Source organism: Ferruginibacter sp., from assembly GCF_049840995.1.
Taxonomy (GTDB): domain Bacteria; phylum Bacteroidota; class Bacteroidia; order Chitinophagales; family Chitinophagaceae; genus Ferruginibacter.
The window spans coordinates 362,351-386,427 of the sequence record NZ_JASGIP010000008.1; the positions used below are offsets into that span (position 1 = coordinate 362,351).

Annotated in this window: 23 protein-coding genes; 3 read left to right on the forward strand and 20 right to left on the reverse strand. The window is 44.1% G+C overall.

The genetic code is table 11. From position 1 onward, the window contains the following. Positions 1-137: 137 nt before the first annotated feature. The 15 genes from QM738_RS22540 to QM738_RS22610 form a co-directional block, all read right to left on the reverse strand. Positions 138-1,109, reverse strand: a complete 972-nt coding sequence (locus QM738_RS22540; protein ID WP_462279023.1) for an energy transducer TonB — start codon at positions 1,107-1,109, stop codon at positions 138-140. A 76-nt stretch (positions 1,110-1,185) separates the two neighbouring features. After that, entirely contained in the window at positions 1,186-2,652 is a 1,467-nt protein-coding gene (locus tag QM738_RS22545; RefSeq protein ID WP_462279024.1) for a metallophosphoesterase, read from the reverse strand. Positions 2,653-2,973: 321 nt separating this feature from the next. Then, a complete protein-coding gene (locus tag QM738_RS22550; RefSeq protein WP_462279025.1) occupies positions 2,974-4,533 on the reverse strand; it encodes a M20/M25/M40 family metallo-hydrolase in 1,560 nt (519 codons plus the stop codon). Positions 4,534-4,779: 246 nt separating this feature from the next. After that, on the reverse strand, positions 4,780-6,753 hold the full coding sequence (locus QM738_RS22555) for an amidohydrolase family protein (RefSeq protein ID WP_462279026.1): 1,974 nt from the start codon (positions 6,751-6,753) through the stop codon (positions 4,780-4,782). Positions 6,754-6,795: 42 nt separating this feature from the next. Beyond that, a complete protein-coding gene (locus QM738_RS22560) occupies positions 6,796-7,704 on the reverse strand; it encodes a tetratricopeptide repeat protein (RefSeq protein ID WP_462279027.1) in 909 nt (302 codons plus the stop codon). Next, positions 7,701-8,534: a hypothetical protein gene (locus QM738_RS22565; RefSeq protein WP_462279028.1), complete on the reverse strand. Its 834-nt coding sequence runs from the start codon at positions 8,532-8,534 to the stop codon at positions 7,701-7,703. The genes QM738_RS22560 and QM738_RS22565 overlap by 4 nt, the downstream gene beginning before the upstream one ends. After that, on the reverse strand, positions 8,518-9,249 hold the full coding sequence (locus tag QM738_RS22570) for a ribosomal protein L7/L12 (protein ID WP_462279029.1): 732 nt from the start codon (positions 9,247-9,249) through the stop codon (positions 8,518-8,520). The genes QM738_RS22565 and QM738_RS22570 overlap by 17 nt, the downstream gene beginning before the upstream one ends. A gap of 53 nt (positions 9,250-9,302) precedes the next feature. Beyond that, positions 9,303-11,120 (reverse strand): hypothetical protein, encoded by a 1,818-nt coding sequence (locus QM738_RS22575; protein WP_462279030.1) that lies wholly within the window; start codon positions 11,118-11,120, stop codon positions 9,303-9,305. 39 nt (positions 11,121-11,159) lie between these two features. After that, entirely contained in the window at positions 11,160-11,891 is a 732-nt protein-coding gene (locus QM738_RS22580; protein ID WP_462279031.1) for a hypothetical protein, read from the reverse strand. Next, a complete protein-coding gene (locus QM738_RS22585; RefSeq protein ID WP_462279032.1) occupies positions 11,864-12,994 on the reverse strand; it encodes an AAA family ATPase in 1,131 nt (376 codons plus the stop codon). Before QM738_RS22585 ends, QM738_RS22580 begins: the two co-directional genes overlap by 28 nt. Next, positions 12,987-13,625 (reverse strand): hypothetical protein, encoded by a 639-nt coding sequence (locus tag QM738_RS22590; protein WP_462279033.1) that lies wholly within the window; start codon positions 13,623-13,625, stop codon positions 12,987-12,989. Before QM738_RS22590 ends, QM738_RS22585 begins: the two co-directional genes overlap by 8 nt. A gap of 85 nt (positions 13,626-13,710) precedes the next feature. Then, positions 13,711-14,685, reverse strand: a complete 975-nt coding sequence (locus QM738_RS22595; RefSeq protein WP_462279034.1) for a Gfo/Idh/MocA family protein — start codon at positions 14,683-14,685, stop codon at positions 13,711-13,713. A 79-nt stretch (positions 14,686-14,764) separates the two neighbouring features. After that, positions 14,765-15,145 carry an iron chaperone gene (locus tag QM738_RS22600; protein ID WP_462279035.1) on the reverse strand — a complete coding sequence of 127 codons (381 nt, stop codon included), beginning with the start codon at positions 15,143-15,145 and terminating at the stop codon, positions 14,765-14,767. A gap of 19 nt (positions 15,146-15,164) precedes the next feature. Then, a complete protein-coding gene (locus tag QM738_RS22605; RefSeq protein ID WP_462279036.1) occupies positions 15,165-16,055 on the reverse strand; it encodes a helix-turn-helix domain-containing protein in 891 nt (296 codons plus the stop codon). A gap of 375 nt (positions 16,056-16,430) precedes the next feature. Further along, positions 16,431-17,249 carry an SDR family oxidoreductase gene (locus QM738_RS22610; RefSeq protein WP_462279037.1) on the reverse strand — a complete coding sequence of 273 codons (819 nt, stop codon included), beginning with the start codon at positions 17,247-17,249 and terminating at the stop codon, positions 16,431-16,433. A gap of 202 nt (positions 17,250-17,451) precedes the next feature. On the opposite strand from QM738_RS22610, the gene QM738_RS22615 reads away from it, so the two are divergent. Then, positions 17,452-17,820 (forward strand): hypothetical protein, encoded by a 369-nt coding sequence (locus tag QM738_RS22615; protein ID WP_462279038.1) that lies wholly within the window; start codon positions 17,452-17,454, stop codon positions 17,818-17,820. 62 nt (positions 17,821-17,882) lie between these two features. On the opposite strand, the gene QM738_RS22620 is transcribed toward QM738_RS22615, so the two are convergent. The 5 genes from QM738_RS22620 to QM738_RS22640 form a co-directional block, all read right to left on the reverse strand. Next, positions 17,883-18,167, reverse strand: coding sequence for a hypothetical protein (locus QM738_RS22620; protein WP_462279039.1), 285 nt, complete (start codon positions 18,165-18,167; stop codon positions 17,883-17,885). 38 nt (positions 18,168-18,205) lie between these two features. Beyond that, on the reverse strand, positions 18,206-19,240 hold the full coding sequence (locus tag QM738_RS22625; protein ID WP_462279040.1) for an LLM class flavin-dependent oxidoreductase: 1,035 nt from the start codon (positions 19,238-19,240) through the stop codon (positions 18,206-18,208). A gap of 115 nt (positions 19,241-19,355) precedes the next feature. Further along, entirely contained in the window at positions 19,356-19,703 is a 348-nt protein-coding gene (locus tag QM738_RS22630; RefSeq protein WP_462279041.1) for a LytR/AlgR family response regulator transcription factor, read from the reverse strand. A gap of 84 nt (positions 19,704-19,787) precedes the next feature. Then, a complete protein-coding gene (locus QM738_RS22635; RefSeq protein WP_462279042.1) occupies positions 19,788-20,066 on the reverse strand; it encodes a DUF4242 domain-containing protein in 279 nt (92 codons plus the stop codon). A gap of 96 nt (positions 20,067-20,162) precedes the next feature. Continuing rightward, on the reverse strand, positions 20,163-22,757 hold the full coding sequence (locus QM738_RS22640; RefSeq protein WP_462279043.1) for a helix-turn-helix transcriptional regulator: 2,595 nt from the start codon (positions 22,755-22,757) through the stop codon (positions 20,163-20,165). Between the two features lie 122 nt (positions 22,758-22,879). Here QM738_RS22640 and QM738_RS22645 point away from each other — a divergent pair, with 122 nt between their 5' ends. Then, positions 22,880-23,383: a hypothetical protein gene (locus QM738_RS22645; protein ID WP_462279044.1), complete on the forward strand. Its 504-nt coding sequence runs from the start codon at positions 22,880-22,882 to the stop codon at positions 23,381-23,383. Positions 23,384-23,422: 39 nt separating this feature from the next. Continuing rightward, complete coding sequence (locus QM738_RS22650; protein WP_462279045.1) at positions 23,423-24,031, forward strand: DUF4242 domain-containing protein; 609 nt, start codon at positions 23,423-23,425, stop codon at positions 24,029-24,031. Positions 24,032-24,077 lie beyond the last annotated feature (46 nt).

Below are 24,077 nucleotides of genomic sequence, written 5' to 3' on the forward strand. Positions count from 1 at the left end.
AACATCGCATTTATTATACCAGTCGTATAGCGCTTACGTGATGTGGAAATTGTTGCAGTTTTAGTGAACACTTATTATACATCGCTGCAAATTGTTGAGGATTTTCCCCATATCAAAAAAGAATTTATAAGAAGCATTTACTCAGTTGCAAAAGTTATTGGCTGTCGTCGGTAAGCATTTACCGGTTGATTGTACTGCATCGCAGGCTTCCAGCGGGGACTATTTTGAATGATCCTTTCCGCTATAGCATCCAGGTCTTCATCTTTCGCCACTTCCACTTTTGCATCGATTACATTCCCATCCTTATCCACGATGAATTTCACGATGGTAGTATAGCGGGTGGTCTTCATATACTTGGTGTACTTGCTTTTGGTGATCCCTTTTACCAGGTATGCCACCCATTTTTCCTGCCCGCCATCAAATGCAGCCTCTCTTTCATAAAAACATTCTTTCTGCACTTTTCCCTCAGTGGTATAACCCGTGCTTTGTAAAAGCGAATCCTTTTCAAAAGTTCCCGTCATGCTTTTTTTATCTCCGGGCAGGTCATAATAGTATTTCCACTCCCCTGTTTTATTTCCACCGGAAAATTTGCCTTCATATTTTTTCTGCCCCGTGGAATAAAATCCAATACCATTTCCATTTCCGCTCTTGTCCAGGTTAAAGGAATCCTGCAATTTCCCATCCTCGTACCAGGCCCGGCAAAGTCCTGTCATTTTACCATTGTCGAAATGATAAATGCTGAATATTTTACCTGATGCAAAATACCCGGTCCAGTCACCGGTCTTTTTATCGTTTTTATAAGAACCCTGCCGCTCCAGGTTTCCCTTGATATCATAAATTTTATATTCACCTTCAAATATTTTTCCCAGCGAATCAGAACAATATCCAAATGATAATAATTTACGATCTACCTTGGTCATGTATTCTCTTGTCCACAATGCATCACCCGGTTTATCTTTGTAAACTTTTACAATGTAAACCGCTTTTGGATTTTCAGTAGGTTCATTTTCTGAATCCAGGTAATAAAAATAGGCGTACTGTAATTGGGTAAAAGCCTGTGCAGTTACAAAACAAAACACTGCAGTTACAAATAATTTTTTAAGCGACATAGGTTAAGGTTGAACTAAATGAGCTACAATATAAAGAAAATATTAAAGTCAGCTTAACCTTATGCCAGCTTTGTAATTATGCCCCGAATATGGGTTTAGTGTATACCGGGTTTAAATTTCCCAGCACATAGAACGATTCTGTGATGGACACCACCACATTATTCTGCGTAACCAGGTCTATCACTGCAAAGCCATTCAGCAGTTCTTTGGATGGCGCAGGTTTGGGGCTGTTGGTGAGCCAGGCGATCTGGCTTACATTACTGAGATTATTTGCAAAACCATAAGGCAATGCCCCGTGCCCGAGACATCTTGCAAGTGTATTGGTGGTAAAATCTTTAATGGTAATAGAATTGCCATACACGATACCATTGTGTACATGCCCCCAATACCATGCAAAAGGATCTTTATTGCCCAATGCGCCCCTGATCTCCATCCACAAAGGATTTACGGCGCTGCAATCCACAGCAAAACCATCATGATGCGTGAGTACAATTGTTTTGGCCGGATCGAGCCCGAGACTGCTGATCCATTTACCCTGTGTACCGGTGGCACCGCCGATACTGCCGCTCATGAATGCATCGAGTGAAGTGCCCGTAAAAGCAGAGTCGAGGCCCAGCAATGTCCAGCCGCCAAACTGCAATGCAAAACAGCTACTGCCTTTTTGTGCCGAGAAGGGTGTATTGGATGCAGGTGGTGTTTGTGAAGCGCCCAGTGCATCGTTAAAATATCCATTGGCGCCGCTGTACATTTCGTGGTTGGAATTGAGCGTGAATGACTTGCCGTTATACGCTGCAGGCCATACATTCAGCAGGTTGGCTACTTCCTCGCCCGGCGAAAAATAATGCGATGCGTTGGTGGAAGGCGTACCGCCGTAATATACATCGCCTACATGGAAAATATAATCAGGCGCCTGTTTCATGGAAGTGATCTGGCTCATGATACCCGTGGCAACAGCATCGCCGGTGCCCCAGTCTCCTATAACGGCAATGGATACCCTGTTTTGTGCTGCACCCTGTAGCGTGATCACTGGTGGTGTGGTGGCAGGGAAAGTGCCGCCATTGTACCACAGTTTGCGGATCAATGTTTCCAGCAGGTTGAGAAAGGCGGTAAACCAACCCTGGTCGTAAGTGGCCCAGGTTTCCATACTCAATACACTGCCATCTTCATAGATCAGTTCGTTGCTGCTGAAAAAATTGTAATTCGCCAGGGTCATCTGCGTTGGCGCAATGTATTGTTTATACTGCAGGTAATAAATGAGCGCTTCCAACTCCCAATCCAGGCCTTTTATATCACCCGGATGATTGAACCAGTATAAAAAGAGTGCGAAGTCCACATTTCCCGAACCGGGAGTATAACCGGCCGGTGCAGGTGGTTCCGGTGTACCGGTCCATACGCCGGCATTCCACATCAGGTTGATCAATTCATATTCGGCGTACTCCAGGCGGCTCATCAGGTCGCCCAGTATGGAACTGGCCTGCAGGTTCTGTGCGAGTAAAGCGTCAAATTCTGCAAATTTTTCGGTTTTATTAGTTTCGGTGATCATTTTTAATAAATTAAGTGATTAATTAATATGGGGAATATTTTAGTGTATTCATTATTGTTATGCCAATTGTATTTTTTGAAGGCAATTAAGTTAAATACAAAATGGCTGCACAATATAATATGCAGCCTGCAGCTATTTGTACGTAAAACCCGCAAATTGAAGCAAGGATAATTGCGGTTATTGCTGTAGAAAAAGTAAAGGCAAGTTGTTGAAACTTGCCTTTACTGGTGTTATGTTGGAATGAAATTGAAACTTTTTCAATTAACCCATTTCTCGACTGCGCTCGAAATTGGTGTAAAGGCCCTTCGACTACGCTCAGGGCTAGATAGGGAAATCGAAATCGAAAACAAATTTGCCTGCAGGTGGTAAAGGTTTGCGGGGCAGCTTTTCAGCACGCATGGCGGTATTGTATACAAATGCAGCCATGATAACAGCAGCCTGCTGCATATCGGGAATGGAAAGATGATCGTACGTGTCCATATTGCTGTGGTGTGTACGGGTCTCGTATTCCAGCGGATCCTGTATGAACTGGAAACCGGGAATGCCTACCGCATCAAAACTGATATGATCGGTGCTGCCGGTATTGCTGTTGGTAACGCCGCCTGCTGCGCCCATATCTGCAAATGGCGCCAGCCATGCTTTAAAGATAGCATTCACCGCATCATTACCCTGTGTGTAGATACCACGGATCTTGCCACTGCCATTATCTAGGTTATAGTAAGCGGATATCTTTCCATGTTCCGGTTTTAATTGCATATCAGCAGCATCGGCAAAATGTTTTTTTACATAGCCATAGCTACCATACAATCCCTGCTCTTCCCCACCCCATAATGCAATGCGGATGGTGCGTTTGGGTTGTACGCCCAATGCTTTTAAAATGCGTATAGCCTCCAGCGTTACTATGCAACCAGCGCCGTTATCTGTGGCACCGGTACCGCCGGCCCAGCTGTCCAGGTGGCCACCCAGCATCACCACTTCGCTTTTTAAAGTAGGATCGGTACCGGGTATTTCGGCTACTACATTGTAACCTGTCAGGTCTTTATCATAAAAAGTATTCTGCACATTCATTTCCAGTTCTACTTTTTTATGATCCTGTACCAGGCGCATCAATTTTAAATAATCTTCCCTGCTCGTTTTCATTTCGGGCATGGTAGCTTCAAAGCCTACACCGTAGCCGGCACCACCGTCTACAAAAACAGTTCCGTCAATAGAGCCCCTGCTGCTGCGTAATAAACCTACGGCTCCTTTCTTTTCCAGGTATAGTGTAGTGTAATAGCCGCTCTTTATCAATGGCAGAAATCCTTCCATTTCTTTGCGGCTTACCATATATTCATCCGGCAGTTTGTCAAGACTGGTATCACCGTAGCGGGTGGCATAAGCTTTAAATGCATCCGGTATGGATACGCCGCCGGGTTTTATCATCACGATCTTTCCTTTAATAGCATCCCCCATTTTATCAATGGTGGCCGAATCAAATGCATCCAGCATCACCAGTTCTGCTTTCACTGCTTTTTTGGTACTCTTGCACCAGGGCACAGGATAAGCAATGATATTTTCGTAATAAGGCACTCTTAATGCAAGTGTACCCTGTTCGTTGCTCCATCCTTTACCAAACTGTCCCCATGCTTCCCGGCCTGCATTCTGCAATCCCCATTGCTGGCAGGTGGCTGTAACCCAGTCCAGCGCCCGGTTGTAGCCCGGAGAGTTGGTAAGGCGTGGGCCGCATACATCCGTAAGGTTATGCGCTATCATAGTGATCTGTGAATTATTTTTTTCTTCGTCGCGGATCTTTTGCATCATGGCCATATCCACGGGCTCCTGTGCGGCTGCAAAACCGGATATCAATAAAGCGGTCGATAAAATGGACAATAGTTTATTCATGTATTAAAGTTTAAGGCTACAAAATAAATCATTATATGGTAATTGTAAAAACCGGCAAGGAGTTTAGAGTGACCGGAGAGGAAGTTAAAGGTTCAAAGTTGAAGGTTCAAAGTTAAAAGTTAAAAGTGGAAATACAGAATGTTCAATTTTCAACGCTCAATACTTAATGTTCAAGTAATGGAGTATACCGAAAAAGAATGACCTGCAATCCGGGAGCATTATTCATTAGCAATTATTCATTATTCATTACTTCCCGAAGCCAACCATTTTACGGAGTGTTCCCGGATCGTACAGTTGCCCTTCTTTAACTACTTTATATACTTTGCGGATATTGCGCATTTCTGTTAAAGGATCTGCGTCGAGGATCACAAGATCGGCATGCTTGCCTACAGTAATGCTGCCGGAGATATTATCCATGTGCATTACCTGTGCGGGTACTATCGTGGCGCTTTGTAAAGCCTGCAAAGGTGTAAGGCCCGCCTGCACATATAGCTCCAGTTCCCTTGCCACGCTGTAACCGGGAAAACCCATATCGGTGCCTGCTACAAAAGTAATGCCCTTGTCATGCAATACTTTTACCAGGTTCAGCATGCCTTCATATACCGGCCTGCTTTTTTGGGCCTGGTCAGCAGGCATGCCCATGGTATTGAAGAGGGATTGCAATGGCAGGGGTAAATTATAATAATTGGGTTCCCATTCCAGTAAATTGTCATCGGTGGAGCGGAATACCATTTCAAAAACACCGATCGTTGGGTCGATGACCGTGTGATGGCTTTTTAAAAATTCCAGTGCTGCTACAGACTGTGAATCCTGCAGGTTAATGGAGCGGTCTGCATTTCGTTTCATCATGGCATATACATATTGCATGTGATTCACCTGGTCCATACCGGAATCAATGCCCGCCTGTGTGCTCATGCCCTGGGGAATATGCCCGGTAACGGTTAAGCCTAAACGATGTGCTTCATCCGCAATGGCCTTTACTGTGGCTGGTTGCACCGAACTGTATATTTTGATCTGTGCAAAACCATTATCCTTGTACATCCGCACTGCTTTAATGGCTTCCTCTGCAGTAGTAGCCCTTACAATGCCCAATCCCATCGGGCCGGGACCATCAATGATACCTGCTTTGATGATGAATGGACCAACGCCTTTGTGGGTATCAATGGCTTCTTTAATAGAATTGATATAGCCAAATTCATTACCGCAATCCCTTACAGTGGTGGCGCCCGAGGCCAGGTAAGCCGGTCCCCACTCCGCCTGTTGAAAATGGGCGTGCATATCCCAAAGGCCGGGAATGATCGTCTTGCCCGTTGCATCCACCACCACGGCTTTATTATCGATACTTACTTCGCCCATGCTGGCGATCGTTTTTATTGTACCGTTTTCTACTACGATCACTTTATTTTCCAGGTAATTGCCGGTATTGATATCCAGTATCTTTCCGCCTTTGATATAAATGGTTTTATTGGCGGCAAAATCCATCTTCATCGATTTGGTGAAGAGCTGCATACCATAAGCTGCCGCTTTGCTGATCAGTTCGGGCAATAAACTTTCATAAGGTTCGCTCATCATTTCCAGCTTATCTCCTTCTGCATCGTTGGTGATAAGACAGATGAGTTTTCCCTGTTGATCGGTCCATACAATTTCATTGCCCCATATCAAACCACTGATCACAAACCTGTCCAGCAAAAGATCTTTATCCATAAAGCGAAGCTGATCGGTGCCGTCCTTTTTAATGGTTACGGCTCCTTTGGGTAGTATTGCGATCGATCGTGGTTCTTTATGCTTTTTCCAGTACTGCAGCAATAACATCTGCACAGTGCCGGGAGAATAACCTGCCACCGGGAATGCAACAGGGCGCAGCGATTCACTGTGCACCGAATCATTCACCCTGATGGAAACTTTTTTATTAAGAATAGTGATGGAATCATCGATCTGTGAAAAGCGGGACGTATTGCCCTTTATAAAAAGGCTTACCGGCTCCGCGTTATTGCCCACAACGATCTGCGCTTTTAAAGGCACGGGCGAACCACGGTCAACAAATTTAAAGTTCACATCATACACAGTATTGCCGCCCTTTTTGGATATATAATATGTTTCCTTACCAATATTCTGTGCAAACTTATGCAGGAAAAAACTACCACTATCCGTTACCGTTACCTGTGCATTGCTAAATAATGCAAACATCGAACAACATAAAAAGATGGCATACTTTTTCATAATATTATTTTTGGGATGAATGGCTACCAGCCAAAAGTGATCCTAATTATAAAGCCTTTTCGCTTTATAGCGGGCCACATCTTTCGACAGTGATTTATCTTCGTTAAAATTTTTAAGTTCCGCAACTATATCCGGGTTCTTTGCCGCCTGGCCGGCCACTATCTCGTACGCTATTTCTTTCGTACGTTCAGCAATGGCTGCATCTTTCTTATGCTCATGCTTCAATGCGGATAAAAAAACCGCTTTATTATTATCATTGGTATCCTTTTCATACACTTCATCAATTGCATGCAGCAATGATTTTTTATCATGTATATTCTCAAAATAATTATTGATACAATTGAACGCATCCCTGTTGGTACGCCAGCCCTGCAAAAGCAGGTGTTGGGCTCCATTAGTGTCCTGCATTTTATTGCGGTACAACAAAGAAGCTTTTACATATCTTCGACTATTGATATGACCATCGGCCACCAGTTGGTAATGACTGAACGCTTCCGGCTTTTTGTGCTGCAGCATGTACAGGTCGCCTACTTTTTCATTTTCATTCAGTTCTTTATACAAGCCTATCGCATCGCTGATCATGTGTCCTTTTTCATAACATTCTGCTGCCTTGTTCTTATTCTGCAGGTATTTAAGGTATACCGATGCAGCTTCGGGGTATAATTTTCCCTGCTCCAGCGTATGTGCTGCCATGCTGTTGTTCTTCAGCAGCTTCATGTATACAAACGCAGCTTTGTGATAATCTTTTTGTTCAATCAGCAATTGCGCTGTTTTGTTATACTCCTGCATCAATTTCGAATAGGAATCCATACCGGTAAAAGAAGTACCGCTCCCACTGAAACTCCGGTTACCAAACAGGTCAAAACTGTTCCATCTCCTGCTCATTTCAAAGCTTCCCAACTGGCTGCCCCTGGTTATCCCCTGGTCATCCAATGGTATGGCGTATTTCAACGCTTCTGCCGATCCTTGCGCAGCATATCCAGGAGTTTTTCCATTTCAGACTGGTTGCGTTTTTCCAATGCTTCCAGGTCCTGTATCTTGTTACTAGCCCACTTATCGAGGCCCGGCATCATTTTACCCAAAAGTTTATCCAACGCTTTCATCAGCCCGGTCTGTTCTTTACCCTCACCACCTGGTCCACCTGGCACTTCAATACCACCCGGAGCCGGCTTAAACAAGGCACGGAGCAAATGCATTTTCATCTTTTCTGCCAGGTTCAATGGTTTATCATCAAAGCTTTCTTTTTTGGGAAATGTTTTTTCCTCCATATCCTTCAATAACGCTTCCGGCGGCAGGGATTGAACTTCCACCCGCTGAATTTTTGAAGGGATGAATACCGTATCCGCAGGCCGGGTGATATTATACAAAAGTGGTTCCGGCAATAAAAGCAATTCGCCCCATTGTACAGGCGTATCCAGTACCAGCAACCCGAATTCAGGATGTAACAGGTGCATTGCCGATGGAAACATTTTTGCTGCTTCCGCCGCACTTATCATGGGATAAATATTGGCATACTGGGGAATATATAATTTATCAAATAACAACTGGCAGGGTTCACAGGCATTCAGGTGTTCCTGTTTCCACTGCCCATCTGCCAGCGGAACAAAGCAACCCCATAGGCTGTTGGCTGTGGCGCCGGGAACTGCGTATACGGGTACCCGTGACAGGTCTACCTGCAGGTACTGCAGCTGCTGTAACCAGTGCTGTAATTCACTGCCTTTGATCAGTATACCGCCGGGCGGGAATGAGTTGCTATGATATGGTTTAACCTGCAGGTGCATAATTGACAATGTGCCCGATAAATTTAGCAATATTTTCCTGGTAAAAATCTTCGGCAGAGATAATTGTTTGCAGGATTCTTTCAGTTGGTTGAATAGATGCCTTGCAACCAATTTCGCTTAACCGCAGTACTAGCTCCCTTGCTTCTTCCACCGGAATCTTTTCAGGTACCAGCTTAGGTTTTTCACCATCTACGCTTTCTTTCGCTTCTTTAAGACCCAAAGAAGCCATATAATTTTTCATCATTTTAATGCTCGCTAACTTGTGCTCATTCTTCACTTCCTGTATGGTTATATGCACCTTCCCAAGGTTATTATTATAAAAAAAGTCATTGCCTGCAAAATTTTGGGCAGTGGCCATGCCAGGCGACGTATTTACTACCGTAGTGATATAAATATCGGGCATATTACTGTTACTGCTTTTCAGCACCATATAGCCAAAATTATCAGTCAAGATCGTACTGCCATCCCTGAAACGGAATTCATTGCTGCTACCCACCCGGCCGGCCAGTTCTTTTCTTTCGGTGTTAGCACCATGGTGCGATAGCTGTATCGTACCGCGGCCGGTATATAACTGGTGACCATTTACGACCAGGTAATTAGAAGTATTGATATAGATATCACTTATTTTGGTGAGTGTGGTGAAAGGTGCAAATATTGCCGGCAGCCTTTTCAATTCCTCCCGCCGCCTTTGATAAATGTCATTATAAAAACTCATTTTGGGAATTTCATATTCCCCGAATCTCAATTACACCGTTTTCAAACACAGGATCAAAAAGAAAAAATGTGCAGGTTGTAATGATAAAATTTAAATTTCTGATCCCGGTCAAACAGGAATTCTTTACACCCTGCTTTTTTCCATTTATCAAAAATGGTTTTTGCCTGCTGTTTTGTATGCAGGTTTACAATATGCAGTTCCTGGTTCTGTAAATTATAATGCAGGAAGATCACTTCCCCGCTATCCATTTTTCCTATTTCATAAAAGGCATTCCCGGGAACATTTTTTAGCACCAGCTCCCAGCCATTTACCTGCGTACGGTCTTTATCACTGGCCTGCTTTAACAGGCACCTGTTTGCGACGCAATATTTTTCACCGCCATTCACTACCAGCATTTTTTTAACCTTACGCGGCAATGGCAACAGCAATGGCAGGTAAGCAGCATCCTGTGCTGGCTTCGCTTTAAGGGGAACGAAGGTTTTATTTTTAGCGGTATTCTTGACCCATAATTTTTCCAATGGCAGCCGTATGGTTTGCAGGCGCCGGCGGGCATTATTTTTATTTTGATAAAAATTCAATTCACCATCAGCTGTAGCAGTAATGATATATTTGAACAAAGGGTTGTAAGCAGCCATTACAGCCTGCACCTGCGGATATTTTAGTGCATCCGTAGTAGTTATATAAAATATTTCCAGTTGTTTATCCTGCTTGTGGGCTTCTAAAAAAGCTGCAAGGCCTTTAGCAGCATGCAGCCCGGCATCTACCTGCTGCAAAGCATCTATCACCTGGCCTGTATCGTAGCAGGATACTGCTGTATAGGTATTACCCACTACAAAAGCGCTGCATTCACTGAGCGTTTTTGGATGGCGTGCAATAGCTATATAGGTGGCAAAAGCCAGTATCTTGGGTGTTCCCCATGCTTTTAGAGAAATATCCACGAGGATGACGCGGTGCAGCTTATCCCTCACCGGCGGCATTTCGCGGTGTATGTATAAAGCTTCGTTATTGGCCACCCGGTTCATAAAAACAAGATCGTCGTTGGCAAACTCCGATAGCAGTAATTTATCAAAATCGCCTTTATTAGATAGATCAGAAACACCGCCCAATGGTTGTTCGCTGGGATGTGCGTTGAAAATAGGAATATTAAATCCCGCCCATATTGGTTTTATCAACGCTGCTATGTGAAAGGTATGCGGATGATCCATCAGTTCTTCCACAAAGTCCTCATAAGTTTCCTTTTGCACAGAAGTTGATTCCAGCAACTGCAGTTCCGCTTCTTCCAGTTCGGGCAATTCTCCCATTGCTTTGATTATGGATGCTGCATCAGAAAACTGCCGCAGCAATAATGCAATGGATCTGAAATCCCGTATAGTGGTCTGCCTGATAAGTTCGGCGGTTTCCCTGGTTCTGTTCCGGTCGCGCCGTTTATCTTTTAAAGCCAGCACCAAACCCTTCGAAGTTGAAACATTGAATTTGTTGTGACCTTCTGCAAAAATGGTTTGCAGTAAGACCTGCCGGCGTTTACCGGTCTTATATTCCGCAGGAAGGCCACGGAGTATTTCCAAAAAAGCAAAAGCATCGTGAAAAAACTCTGCACCAAAATTCACCTCTTTTGGAAAAACTGAAGATAATGCGGCCACTTTTTCTTTTACCTGGTGTAAAGAATCGTCAATAGTATTATTAGTGGCGATCATAGTGAGCAGAAAGGCGCCAAATGACGGAAGACCATTTTCGGCAAGGGTTTCCAGCAGTTCTGCAGCGTATTTGGTGTAGGCAATAGTACTGCCACCGGTAACAGCTATTACATCACCGGCATCTTCCCAGGCCCAGAAATAATCTTTACTGGATTGATAATAACGTTTAAAATCCATATCGCTTTATGCTGTCAGCTGATCTGCAAATTTTACTGATTAAATATTTATTGCCGTTTGTTTCCATGAAGCGATGGAGAGTGGCTGCAATTGCGCCCTGTGCAGCAGGCAATAATTATTTTCATTTTGCCACCATATTAAATGCGCTTCTTCTTCATCTATTTGCTGTGCCGCGATCTTTTCCAGTATGGCAAACTCAAAGTTGTATCCAACCGGCAGGATAAAACGTTCTTTTTGCCAATAGGATCTGCCATTCAGGGGCAGCAAGGGCTCACCAAATATCAACGCTTCGTTGTTATTTATCAGCAGCCATTGCAGGTTTTTTAATCTTACCGATGGCGCTGTTACAATATAGTCATGCGCAGTTTGTATGCCTGTTAATAGTACCGTGGCTTTTTGTTCTTCTTCGCAGGGCACTAACCGCAATGGCTGTTGCTGGTGAATGCCGAAGAAATTATGATTGTATCCCTGCAGCTCCACTGGCAACGCCCTTTCCACCGGTGTCCATAAAAATACGGGCAGCTTTCTTTCAGGTAACAGGCTGCCTTTGGGAAATAACTTATCCTCTTTACAATAATACAAAGCTGCAAATGGTATCGATTTTAATTCGGCAGAAGATAATTGCTGTGCAGTAAAATCCTTTACCCATACGCATTGTGCATCGGTGGCCATTTTTAAATTGTCCCAATGCCGCAGCCGGCCTAAATAATTTTTATGCTCAATATCGATCTTCAGCCAATATATCAGATCGTCTGCAGTATCTTCTGCCATAAACCTTCTATTTGCGTTTGAATATATTGTTTGTTCTCTGCGTTCTTTATCCATCCACAACGGGTTTGCACATAGCGCAGTTTATCTTTCACCACGTTCTGTTCCTCAAAACTCAGTTGTTCATTTTCCCATTTATTAGCCAGGTACTGTACTTCTTTAATGATCTCTTCCGGGTTCGGCGCTTTATTATATACCGCCTGCGGATGCGCTTTTTCTGTTATTTCTTTTTCGATGATGTTATTGATGATACCTTCCAGTATCTCTATCTGTTCTTCGGTGTCCCAGATATATTTAAGCACCCACAGATCACTGAGGATGGCTTCAGTACGGCCGCATATCAATGCGCTGGCGGCAATAAGGTTCTGCAGTTTTACTGCCCGCCTGTCCGAAACCTTGATACCGGTATTACGCAGGGAATGCACAATGTCGATATATTGTTTTCGTATATCCGACAGGTTTATGTTACGGCATTCCTGCTGCAATGCACGTATTTCAGCAGAAGAGATCACCGGCCTTTCTGCTTGCTGGTTGTTTTCCAGGCTCCAGCCTGCCAGTAATACTTCATGCAGCTTATCAGGGTCAACATAATCGCATTTCACCCGCATTAAAAAACGGTCGAGCAAGGCATTCAGCGATTCTTCCTCGGGCAATGCATTACTGGCGCCTACGAACATCAGTGCCGGCAATTTCTTTGTTTCCTTACCCCTGCGGAATATCTTTTCGTTCAAAGCCATCAGCAGGCTGTTCAGTATCGCACTGTTGGCATTGAATATCTCATCCAGGAAAACCATGGAAGCTTCGGGCATCATGCCTTCGGTATTGGTCACCAGTTCTCCATCCTTCAGTTTGCGGATATCGAATGGCCCGAATATTTCATTGGGTTCTGTAAAGCGGGTGAGCAGGTATTCAAAGTTCTTTCCGTCTTCCACACATTGTGATAACATGCGTATGATGGCGCTTTTTGCTGTGCCGGGAGGGCCGAGCAAAAAAGCATTTTCCCGGGCAATCAGGCTCACGCCCAACAGGTCCACAATCTCGTCTTTACCAATGAACGCATGCTTAACGTATTTCAATACTTCATTCAGCTTCTCAATGTTATTCATTTATATTTTCAGTTTTAAATTCTTTCCAGAATAAGGAGGCATAAATGCCCATGGCAGCTTTTATCTTTTGCTGCAGTAATGGTTGCAAAGCCAGTTGCATATCTTTTTGCTGTATCACCCGGTCGATATACAATTGCTGCAGGCAGTTATCCGTAAAAATAATATCGTCTTCCGTGATCGTTTTTTCCAAGCCATGGCCGATAGCGGAATAATGCCATTGCAACAAATGCTTTTCCAGCAATTGTATCAATGCATCTTCGGGATCGATATGCCGGGTGGTGGTTAATACCTGTGGCAAAAAACGCAGGCACAGGTCGGCCGACAGCATTGCAGCCGCATCCATATCGCCTGTATAAGCAGGAAGCAATTGCGGTAATTCTTCTTCCTTATTTTCCCTGTACAGGATCAGCTGGCAGGCCGTGTATATTGTTTTTGCCGCCCACAAAGCAGCGGTTGCATTATAAGCCGGTGCAGTAAATGGATAAGCAGTGCTTTCTGTTTCGTATTCAATCTTCAAAAGATCCTTAACCATTTCTTCATCTTCGGGCAAAAAATGCAATACCCTGTCGTACAGGATGATCTCTTCATTGATGCGCAGGTGGTTAATGGTATTGTAAAAGTGATACGGCAATGCTGGTGGTGTTATCCATCAAAGATAATTTATTTTATACGCAAATCAGGTGCTGTATATTATCTTACGGGGCTTGTATAGCTATTTAACCGGTGGTAAAGGCTTCCAGCAGCCGCATTACCTCCGCTCCTTCTTCGCCGGTACAGGGATTGGGTCCCTGGCCTAAAAAATATTGTACAGTAGCTTCTATCATCGGTTGTTGTACATGCTGCAATGTTTCGAAAGAATAAGTATTGGTAACGCCTTTTGCAATAACAGTAATACTGTTGCCACCAAAAACACTGAAATAAATGGAGCCGAGGCTGCCCACAATTTCGCAGTTATCAGTTGTTGCCGCTGCATTAAAGCACCAGCTGCCGCTGAAAGCAATACCGCTTTTGAAAAGAATATTTCCTGTTACCAGGTCATCCGCTTTATAATCGCCTGCCTGGTTGGTGGCAATGCCACTGGCTTTTTGTACGTCGCCAAAAAAATAATACAGCAGGTCCAGTTGATGCGGTGCAAGATCATGAAATAAACCACCGCCTGCAACAGCAGGATCTACCCGCCATGCCTGCTGGCTGGTGGCTAATTGCGCTGTGGTCAATGCCGGTTTATATAATTCAAGATGTGCTATTCTTACATCGCCAATGGCGCCTTCGCTGATGAGCGCTTTTATTTTTTTGAACAGCGGTTGTGCCCTGCGGTAATGTGCTACAGTAAGTGGGATATTTTTTGCTTTGGCGGCAGCAGCAATATTTTTTGCAGCATTGTAGCTGAGCGCCATCGGTTTTTCTACATACACTGGTTTGCCGGCATTGATCGCCGCCAATGCATATGCTTCATGCGAACCGGGTGGTGTGGCAATATAAATGGCATTTACTTCGGTATCGTTGATCAGTTCATCTGCATTACTGTACCATTTGGGCACCTGGTGGCGCTGTGCGTAATCAGCTGCTTTTGCAGCATCGCGGCGCATTACGGCCACCAGTTTTGAATTGGGTACTTTATTGAATGCGGGGCCACTTTTTACCTCGGTCACATCGCCGCAACCGATTATTCCCCAGTTTACCTGTTGCATAGCAGTAGTTTTTTATTTGGTAATTACAGCAGTTGGGTGTTACTGCAACAAATATAGATTTTACTATGCAATAATGCTACTATGAGCGCCATTTGATGATACCTTCTTTACTTTCCTTTACACGGAATTTTACCATCTTACTGATCAATGGTAAAGGCAGTGGCTTATCGATGGGAAACTGAACGGATCCTTTGGCGGTTTGATAACTGCTGAGCTCTTTGGTAAACGCTGCGAGTACAGACGGCATGGGATAGAACCCGATATGATTTTTAAATACGGCAAAAGTCACCAGTATCTTATCGTAACTATAAGCGGGCATGCGCCATTTCAATGCTTCTGAAGCACCCGGCGCTGCTTTTAATATACATGCGTGCAGTTTCCATAATTTTTCCTGCACTGCAGGAGAAGCTGCATGAATGTATTCCTCAATTGTGGTGGGCTTTATTTTTTGTACCGCCATAATATTTTTTAAAGCAGTATCAATTTAAAAATTTTTCGCGGTATTCGTTGGGACTAAAGCCGGTTTCTTTTTTAAATAACCTGGAAAAATAAGGTGGGTTCTCAAAGCCGAGTTTATACGCCGTTTCTGCAATCGTATTATTTGAACCGAGCAGTATATGCTTCGCTTCGTTCACTAAAAAGATATGGATATGATCCAGCGCCGTTTTGCCGGTTTCCTGTTTCAGCAGGTCGCTGAGGTAACGGGCAGAGATATTGAGTTCCGATGCCATTTGCTTTACGGTTGGTAATCCATGCTGAAACAACTGATCTTTTTCTGCATAATTATTCAGTGCTTCATTGAATTTTGAGACCGTATTGCCCGATAGCTGTGTGCGGTTGATGAATTGCCTTTTATAAAACCGCTGGGAATATTTTAATATAGAATCCAAATGGCCCAGGATAATGCCTTTGCTGTATTCATCCTGGTTGTTGTAATATTCTGTTTCCATTTTATCGTACAGTTCCCAGATGATCTGTTCTTCTCTTGGAGATAAATGCAATGCTTCGTTCACTTCATAATCGAAGTAACCATACTTTTTTATCTCGCTGTGCAATGGGTGCCCATTCAAAAAATCGGGATGAAAATAAATGAGAAAACCATTTTCTTCCAGTTCCAGGTGGCGCATGCCCACTGCCTGCCCGGGCTTGATGAATGACATGGTGCCACGGTCATGATCGTAATGTGTTTTACCATATATTATAGTACCGGATTTGAATTTCTTAAACCCGATCATATAGAAATCGCTGGTATGCTCAATACCGGGATTGGTACAGGTGCCATTGCATTTGATCAGGCTGAACAAAGGATTTTCGGGTGGCGGAAAACCATGTTCGTGATGTAGTTCGCCTAAATTTTTAAGATGTTGCATAACCAAACAATTGAAGTGTAAAACTACACAGTTTTACCTGCGCTGCATTTACTGTTTAAGAAAAAATAGAGAAAATTAAACCACATAGGCACATAGAAAACATAGGGACACATAGAATTATATCAATACCCTCTATTCATTTAACCCTCTTTGTATTTCCTATGTGTTTCTATGTGCCTATGTGGTAAGTCTTACCCCTGTGCCTTCACTGCTACGTCGTCCACTAACTAAATATTTACTTTTTAGAAAAAAACACGAGGAATTGAACCACATAGGCACATAGAGAACATAGGACATATAGAATTATATCAATACCCTCTATTCATTTAACCCTCTTTGTATTTCCTGTGTTTCTATGTGCCTATGTGGTAAACCTTACCCGTGAGCTTTCACTGCTACGTCGTCCCAGCTTTCCCACTCTGCCAGCCTCTGCTGGTACACCTGTTTTGCCCATGGCAAAGCTATTTTACCCAGGAAAAGCCTTAAAGGAGGATTCGCACTGTCCACCAGTTTCAATATTGCATCCACAGTTGCAGATGGTTTGCCGAATGTATCGGGGTTTTCCAAACCTTTCTGGAATGCCGTTTTAACATTATTATATGCATCAATTGGTTCTGAATGTATGGCAGAGGTACCAGCCCATTCCGTAGCAAAACCATTGGGTTCAACCAGGGTGATCTTGATACCAAATTCCTGCACTTCAGTTGCCAGTGTTTCGCTCAGGCCTTCCACCGCAAATTTAGAAGCGTTGTAAATACCCAGTGTTGGTAAAGTAGCCACGCCCAATACGCTGGATACCTGTATGATATGTCCATGCCCCTGTTTACGCATGATGGGCAATGCAGCCTGTGTAACCCATAATAAGCCGAACACATTGGCTTCCATCTGGCTGCGGGCTTCTGCTTCAGTAGTTTCTTCAATAGTACCGAATAAACCATAGCCGGCATTGTTGATCACCACATCCAGTTTGCCAAAATGTGCCGCAGCCTTCTGTACCACGTCAAATGCAGCTTTACGGTCAGTTACATCCAGTTGTAAAGGCAATACATTATCGCCGTATTTTTTTACCAGGTCGTTCAACGCACTGGTATTCCTTGCAGTGGCAATTACTTTATCGCCACGATCTAAAAATGCTTCAGCCCAAAGCTTACCGAATCCACGGGAAGCGCCTGTAATTAAAATTGTCTTTTTCATTGTTATTTGTTTTTGATAACACAAAGTTGGCTCAATAATGGAGGCGGGTTGTTATACAAAAGTGGGAAAAGAAGATACGTTTTTACGAAAAGTGTGCAACTGACCAGGATCATGTGCCCGGTTAACAGCCGTCATTTACTATGTGGCCGCCAGTGGGGAAATTTGTGTTGTAAATAAAATCAATAACATTAAATAATGAATCATGAAAGCGCTCACCCATCATTCTGCTCACCAGTCTACAGCCTTTAACACAGCCGGGCAAGGTTTTTCCCTGCAGGCGCTGTGGCACAAATTCACCAACTGGGCAAGTTTGCAACAAAAGAACCGCTTATTATGGGTTGCCATCAGCCTGGTGGGACATACAACCGTGTTTACCATTGCCACTTTTATTACCGTGATAATTACGGGCAACCAGTTCCCATTATTGGTATCCACCATTTTTACCATGGCCATGGTGGTGATCGTGAACCTGGCGGCATTGCCTACAAAATATACCATCCCTGTATTTTTCCTGAGCCTGCTGATCGATGCGGTGATCATAAGTGCAGCGGTGTGGGGCTGGATGCATTGATAAAGAATTTTCCTGCAGATCTGACAATAACAAAAATGCTCCCGCTTTTAACGGGAGCATTTTTATAATAAGGCTTTTACAATTATTTGCCATTCTTCATCCAGGCTGAGTGCCGGCATTTTTTTACCGGCGCGGCTGTACCAATACCCGGCATTGCCCAGGTCACCTTCCTTACGGTGCAGGTAAGCATGTACCCAGCAGGCCGTTGCATCCGATAGATGATCTACCTGCTGATGCGCCTTATCCCAGTCGCCGGTGGCATCGTACCACATAGCTTGTAAGTAAACGGAAAGACCGGTCGGCAGTATTTTATCTTTTATACTTTTTTCAAAGTTGCTCCATTGCATTTTAATACGATTTGGATAAAATTAAAAAATATCCGTCGTTATTTTTGCAAGGCTTTTCTCACCGCAGGCGCTATTTCTGTACCGAATATTTCTATCGATTTCATCATAGCAGCATGCGACGGACCACCTACATCCATGTGTGCAGAAAAACGGGTGAGGCCAAACATTTCCTGCATCTGCAGAATTTTATCTACTGCTTCATTGGCATCGCCAATGATCAAAGCGCCATTTTTTGTACGGCCCAGATCGTATTGTTGCTTCTGGTAGGGAGGCCATCCGCGGCTGCGGCCGATCCTGTCCATCTGTGCTGAATACACCGGGTAATATTCATCCGCTGTCTGCTTGCTGTCTTTTCCAAAAAAAGCGTGCATGTGTACGCCTACTTTAAACTTCGACATATCGTGTTCATAATGCTGGTACACTTCTTTGTAATATTCAAACAAAGGTTTGAACTGTGCAGGATTGCCGCCAATGATAGCAAATATCACTGGTAAACCAGCTTTGCCCGCTCTTAATACCGATTCGGGTGTGCCACCAACGGCAACCCATATACTAAGATCGTTGTTGACCGCACGGGGCAATACCAATTGGTTATTCAACGCCGGGCGGAATTTACCTTTCCAGGTGATGCGTTCTTCTTTATTGATCTTGAGCAGCAGGTCCAGCTTTTCTTCAAACAAGGTATCATAATCTTTCAGGTCATATCCAAACAAAGGAAATGATTCTATAAAACTACCGCGGCCTGCCACCAGTTCTGCCCTTCCGCCCGAGATAAGGTCGATGGTTGCAAAACTCTGGTACAGTTTAACCGGGTCCGCCGAACTCAATACCGAAACAGCACTACCCAGTTTTATTTTTTTGGTAACGGTGGCTGCTGCCGCCAGTATGATCTCCGGTGTGGATACCGCGTAATCCGGCCGGTGGTGCTCACCAATGCCGTAAAAATCCAGTCCCACTTCATCCATCAGTTTTATTTCTTCCATTATTTCCTGCAATCTTTGTCCTGCAGGTTGTGTTGTTCCGTTGCTGTTGATGTGTACATCGCCAAACATGCCTACGCCTAATTCCATCATTGTATTTATTTTTTGCAAAGATAGGAACGCAGCATGGCAGAGAAATTAATGTAGGTTAAGAGTATAAAAATCTCCCGATGAACCTCTACTATTCTGTTATGGTATTTATTTTGCCCTATGCGGCTGTTTGCAGTTCCTGTAATACCCCGCTCTTCATGCGTCGTGAAATTTCTGCCACCGACGCATCTTTCATGATAATATTGCCTTCCCTGGTAACACATAGTATATGCTGACGGTTCACCAGGTGCGTGCGGTGGGTACGTACAAAACCAAATGGCTTCAGCAGCTGTTCAAATTCCTTCAGCACCCTTGCCGCCACCAGTTTCTTTTTATTGCTGAAATAAATATTGGTATAACTGCTGTTGGCTTCCAGCCTTACTATTTCATCCGGGCTGAAAAAGAATATACCGTTGGAGGTTTTAAAGACCAGTTTATTATTGGCCGTTATATCTGTTGTTTGCATAAAATTATTTTCAAAAGATCATTTGCTGTTTTTGTAAAAAACAGGGACGATCATCGCTGACCGTCCCTCCATCAAACTACTGTATTAAGCTTTTACGCTTGTCAGCGGATCGATCACAGCTTTCACTTCGTTGATCGAATTTACCGGGAAGTTGCCCAGTTTGGCGTGCTCCCTTACATCGGCTTCACTTTCTGCAATGTGTATGCAATACAGTTTATCACCTGTTACAAAGGTTTCCACCCATTGGTAATAGTTGTCCATTTTTTTAATGGCTGCGCAGGATCCTACTGCGATCTCCTGTAATTCTGCGGCTGTAAGGTTGCCGGCACCCGGAAGATTTCTTTCAATTACAAATCTTTTCATGTTTTACTTTTTTTAAAATGATTTAATACAGCAAAATTGAAAAGTTTACAGGCATTTGTATTTAGGAGTATTCCCTATTTAACCCATTTAGGTTCCCTATTTTATGATACCCAGCCGGGTGGCTTCCTGTGCAGCCTTGGTCCTGGAATTCACATCCAGCTTAAATAATAGCGAGGAGATATGATGATCCACTGTTTTGGGAGATATGAATAGTTTACTGGCTATTTCCTTATTCTGCAGGCCATCTTTTAATAAGGTTACAATATCTATTTCCCTTTGTGTAAGGTGTGCAGCATTGGCCTGTGTGCTTTTTCTTATACCACGTGGAATATTTTTGATACCCGAATTACGCATCAGCTGTTTTAATTTTTCGCTGGTGGCTACAGCGCCCAGTTCATGCACCATCGAAACAGCTGTTCGTTTTTGTTCTTCCGTTCCTTCAAATAATGCCAGTGATTGCTCGTAAGGCGCACCAGTTTTTTCCCATATTGCAGCGGCTTTTTTTGCGGCCGCCTTATTATCTACCTGGTAGCCTTCGTATATACGAATGCCTTTTACTGCTACCCCTCTTGCTTTTTGTAACCAGAAAATAAAATTACTGTTATCCACCACCGCATCCGATTCCCGGATCAGCGCAATAAGCGTATCGATCTCTTTTTGTTCTATATAAATCTCACCCGTAAGCCATTCATATTCCAGTAATGCAGCCAGCACCGGCAGCAAACGCTGCGCCTCATTTGTATCAAAGGCCAGTTTCTTTGCTTCCAGTAAAAGTGCCAGTGCGCCTTCTTCGCCCCTGCGCATTTTTATCATACCTGCTGCTATCAATACACTTATTTTTACAATGGGGCTGGTATGCATGGCCAGCAATGTATCACATATCTCTATTGCATCCTGCCATTTGCCCGTTTCGGCATATACCCTTGCCTTCCACGAAAGCATATAAGTACTCCAGGAGTTCAGGTCTCTTTCCTCGCAGTATTTAATCCCTTCTGTCAACACCCTTTCGGCAAATGTGTAGTCTTTTAATTTCACGGGTGCACTGCCCATATTGGTATAAGCTCTTGCAGCGTGTTCGTGAAAACCATTTGCCAGCGCAAGGTCCAGGCTTTGCTGCAGCATGGCAGTACCTTTTTCCATGGTCAAAGGCGTCATGATAAGCGTGGTGCCCACATTGTTCAATGCATGCAACAGCGTTTCTTCATCATTCAGTTCTTTGGCCATTTCAATTGCTTTACTACCCCAGTACTCACAAGGTTTTGTAAGGTCTGCCAGCATCATCAGTTGCGACATATTGCTGTAAGCCATGGCCTTTGCCTTTGTGGACGGTTCATTTTCCAGTACGTCAACTGCTTCTTTTGCATATTGTTCTGCTTTAGTGCGGTTGCCGTCAAACCACCACAAACGGGATAAGAATCGTAAGCAGTTACCCGTTTCCGTTATGCTGCCTTTTTCTTTCCATATATCCAGCGCTTTGCCGTTGTAAATGATGGCTTCCTTTACCTGGTTGGTGAGGTAACATTCATAAGCGTAGGCCTCGTAAAATGTTACCAGCACCTCTTTATCCTGCTTATTATAATATTCAATTGCTGTTAAATATAATTTGGCTGCTTCTATATGAGCGCCCAGCGCCGCCGCTTTTTTAGCCGCTTCCGGCGCATATTGTACCACCAGTTCGTATTCATTAGCATTTTTTGCGTGGTGGATGATGCGTTCCACCTGGTGGCGGGTCTCAAAACTTTGCCTGAAACGTTCCAGTATCATTTTATGCAGGCTGATGCGCAGGAAAGGCGATAAAGATGATTCTATCGTACGCCGGAACAATTCGTGTTTAAAGAACAGGCGTTGCTCTTCCACTATCAATATCCGGTGCTCAATAAAAGTGCCCACCACATCCGGGTAAGCTGCATCCAGTTGCTCCAGGTACTCCAGTTCAAAACCGGACGGTTGTACCGATAAAAGATCCCATACCAGTTTGGCTTTTTCATCGCAACGGCTATAGGCAGCAAGAATGGAATCCCGGATATTTTCCGGCACTCCCAAATTATAGCTGGCCAGCATTTCCTGTACATAAAAAGGATTGCCGCCCGATATCTTGTACACTTCTTCCCCATTATATCCTCTCGATTCCGCCATTTGTTCCACCGCTTCTTTTGATAAATGGGGTAACACGATACGGCTGTATGAACCGGGGATCAACTGGCCCAGCACGGTTCTTAATGGATGCCTTGCATCGATCTCATTATCGCGATAGGTCAATAAAAACACGCAGGGTAATTGCGTGATGCGCCTTGCCAGGAATTTAATAAAATCCAGTGTGGCTTCATCGGCCCAGTGTATATCTTCAAATAAAATGATGACAGGATGCGGATGCGCTTTTAGCTCCAGGAAGAGCTGCGCAAAAAAAGCAGTACGGTCGGTGATCGTTTCATTATAGCCGGTCCAGTCTTTTTTCAATTGCAGCAATACATCGTATAATGGCCCTAGTGGCCGTGGTGCAAACAGCGCATCGCAGGTGCCCAGCAATATCGTGGCCCGTTTGTTCACCGTTCTGCAGAATTGTTTTACCAGGGATGTTTTACCAATACCCGATTCGCCGCATACAAACATGCTGTGGCCCTCGCCTTCCAGCACATTTTCGAAACATTGATGTAAAGAGGCTAAAAATTCCTCCCTTTCTACCAGTTGCATATCCCTAAAATAAGGTTTAACAGCGCCGAAATTAGGGAAAATTCCCTACCCCGCAGCCCTGCCCGCTTTGCAATTTTGTGTGGTCAAAAAAAATCAATCACCAAAAAAACAAGTTTAAAAAAATGAGATTTTTTCTTTTAGCCATGCTGCTGATGTTGTTCGCTATCAGCTGTAAAAAAAACAAAATGGAGGAGCCTGACCTCTTTACCAGGTACCGCAGCGCAGGTATCAACGGCGCTACTATTGAAGAACTGCGGGAAGCACGGGAAGCCACCGCCCGCTACCAGAGCCTGGACAGTGCCATTGCCGACGGTTACGCAGATATTGCCGTGGATGTGGAACATATGGGGCACCATTACATGAAAACATCGCTGGTAGACAGTGTTTTCGACAAACTGAAACCGGAGATACTGGTGTACAATCGCGATCATGATAACCATGCTTACCTGGTGGCGGTGGAATATGCCGTACCACTCACTTATGCCAAACCCGATGGCTTTATTGATCAGCAGGATGTATGGAAAGGCGATTCAGGATTTCCCTTCTGGCTGCTGCATGCCTGGGTATGGGCGTATAACCCCGGCGGCGTTTTTAACTGGACCAACGAAACAGTGCACATGCACTAAACCATTTTTAATTATTAAACACTATAAATTTTAAACAACATGAAACTTTTCAATTACCTGTTCATCCTTATTGTTATGAACATGGCCGCTTTTACTGTTAATGCACAAAACAACAGTGGTAAAAAATTATTTATTGATGTACACCATTTAGGCGCCGGTAAGGTTACCGTAGCCGATGTAGCTGCTGCACACGCCAAAGACCTGGCAGTGCAAAAGAAATACGGTGTTACCTGCATCAGCTACTGGGTGGATGTTGCCAATGGCGATGTGTACTGCCTTGCTGCTGCACCCGATGCTGCTTCTTTCCGTAAAACACATGAAGAAGCACATGGTTTACTGCCGGACGAAGTATACGAAGTAACCGCAGGTCCGCAGGCAAAAATGACCAGCACCGCCAATCTTTACCTGGATATTCATCGCTTAGGTGCCGGTAATGTTACTGCTGCTGCAGTTGCAGATGCACATAAAAAAGACCTGGCAGTGCAGAAAAAGCACGGCGTGAACTGTGTGAACTACTGGGTGGATGAAGCAAAGGGCATTGTGATCTGCCTGGCAGAAGCAGCAGACGCTACCGATATCATTGCTACGCATAAAGAAGCGCATGGTTTGTTACCTGCAGAGATCTGCAAAGTGGTACAGGGCCAGTAATAGTATTGAACGGGGAACAGGCAACCGGCATTATGGAAACATAATG